1 protein-coding gene is annotated in these 1,385 nt (G+C 71.9%); it reads right to left on the minus strand.

The window, feature by feature from the left end:
• A partial coding sequence (locus ACIQWA_RS40945; protein WP_402492290.1) for a polyketide synthase dehydratase domain-containing protein occupies positions 1 to 1,385 on the minus strand: 1,385 nt, incomplete at both ends.

The raw sequence follows: 1,385 nt of genomic DNA on the forward strand, positions 1-1,385 counted from the left end.
GCCGTTGCGGAGGGCGAGTTGGGGTTGGCCGGTGGTGAGGGCGGCGGTGATGGTGTCGGGGTCGGGGGTGTCGCCGTGGTGGTCGAGGAGGGTGAGGGTGTGGGGGTGTTCGTTCTGTGCGGTGCGGATGAGTCCCCAGGTCGTGGCGGCGGGGAGGTCGGTGATGGGGTCGGTCCGTCCGGTGGAGACGGCGCCGCGGGTGACGACCACGAGGTGGGCGTCGTCGGCGCGGTCCTGGGCGAGCCATTCCTGCACGCGGGTGAGGGTTTGTTCGGCGAGGTGGTGGGCGGCGTCGATGGGGTCGTGGGGTGTGGTGGTGTCGTCGTCGGGGCGGACGATCAGGATGTCGGGGGTGGGGGGTGTGGTGGTGGCGGTGGTGGCGGGGACCCACTCCAACGCCAACGGCGCGAGGTCGCTCGACACGAGCTTCGCCGGGTCCACGGGCCGCGTGGCCAGAGCGCCGACCGTGAGGACCGGCCTGCCGTTCGCGTCCGTCACGTCCAGGGCGATCGTGGCGTCGTCCACGAGGGCCACCCGGGCGCGGAGCGTTCGGGCGCCCGAGTCGTGGAGGCTGACGCCCGACCAGGAGAACGGCAGCTCCAGGTCCGTGTCGTCACCGTCGTCACCGGTGGTTGCGAGCCGCACGTGGAGCACCGCGTCGAGCAGTGCGGGGTGGACCCCGAAGCCGGCCTCACTGACGTCCTCGGCCAGTTCCACTTCGGCGTACAGGGCGTCCGCGTCCTGCCAGGCGGCCCGAAGTCCCCGAAACGCGGGTCCGTAGGTGTAGCCGCGTTCCGCCAGCTGCCCGTAGAGGTCCGCGATCGGAAGGCGCGTGGCGGTCGGGGGCGGCCAGGCCGCGTGCTGCGGAGTCGGCGGTGCCGGCGGCGCTTCGGGGGAGAGTACGCCGGTGGCGTGCCGGATCCACTCGGCGTCGCCGAGGCGGGAGTGGATCGTGAAGGGCCGATTGCCGTCATCGCCGGGTGAGTTGACCTGGATCTGTAGGTCGACCGTGTCGTGTTCGGGCACGAGCAGCGGGTTGTCCAGGGTGATGTCCTGCGCGTGGGTGCAGCCGACCTCGGACCCTGCCCGCATGGCGATGTCGAGGAACGCGGTGCCGGGGAGCAGGACGGTGTCGAGGACCGCGTGGTCGACCAACCAGGGTTGGGCGTCGAGGGAGACCCGTCCGGTGAGTACCAGGGCGTCGCTGCCCGGGAGTTCGATGGCGCCGCCGACCAGCGGGTGTCCGGTGCCGTGCCGTCCGAAGTCGCCGGAGTCGGCGACCGGGTGGAGCCAGTAGGTGTGGTGTTGGAAGGGGTAGGTGGGGAGGGGGGTGTGGTGGGTGGGGGTGGTGGTTGGTGTGGGTGTGGGTGGGGTGGTGGGGGTGT

It is taken from the genome of Kitasatospora sp. NPDC098652 (genome assembly GCF_044760155.1).
In the GTDB taxonomy this organism is placed as follows: Bacteria; Actinomycetota; Actinomycetes; order Streptomycetales; family Streptomycetaceae; genus Kitasatospora.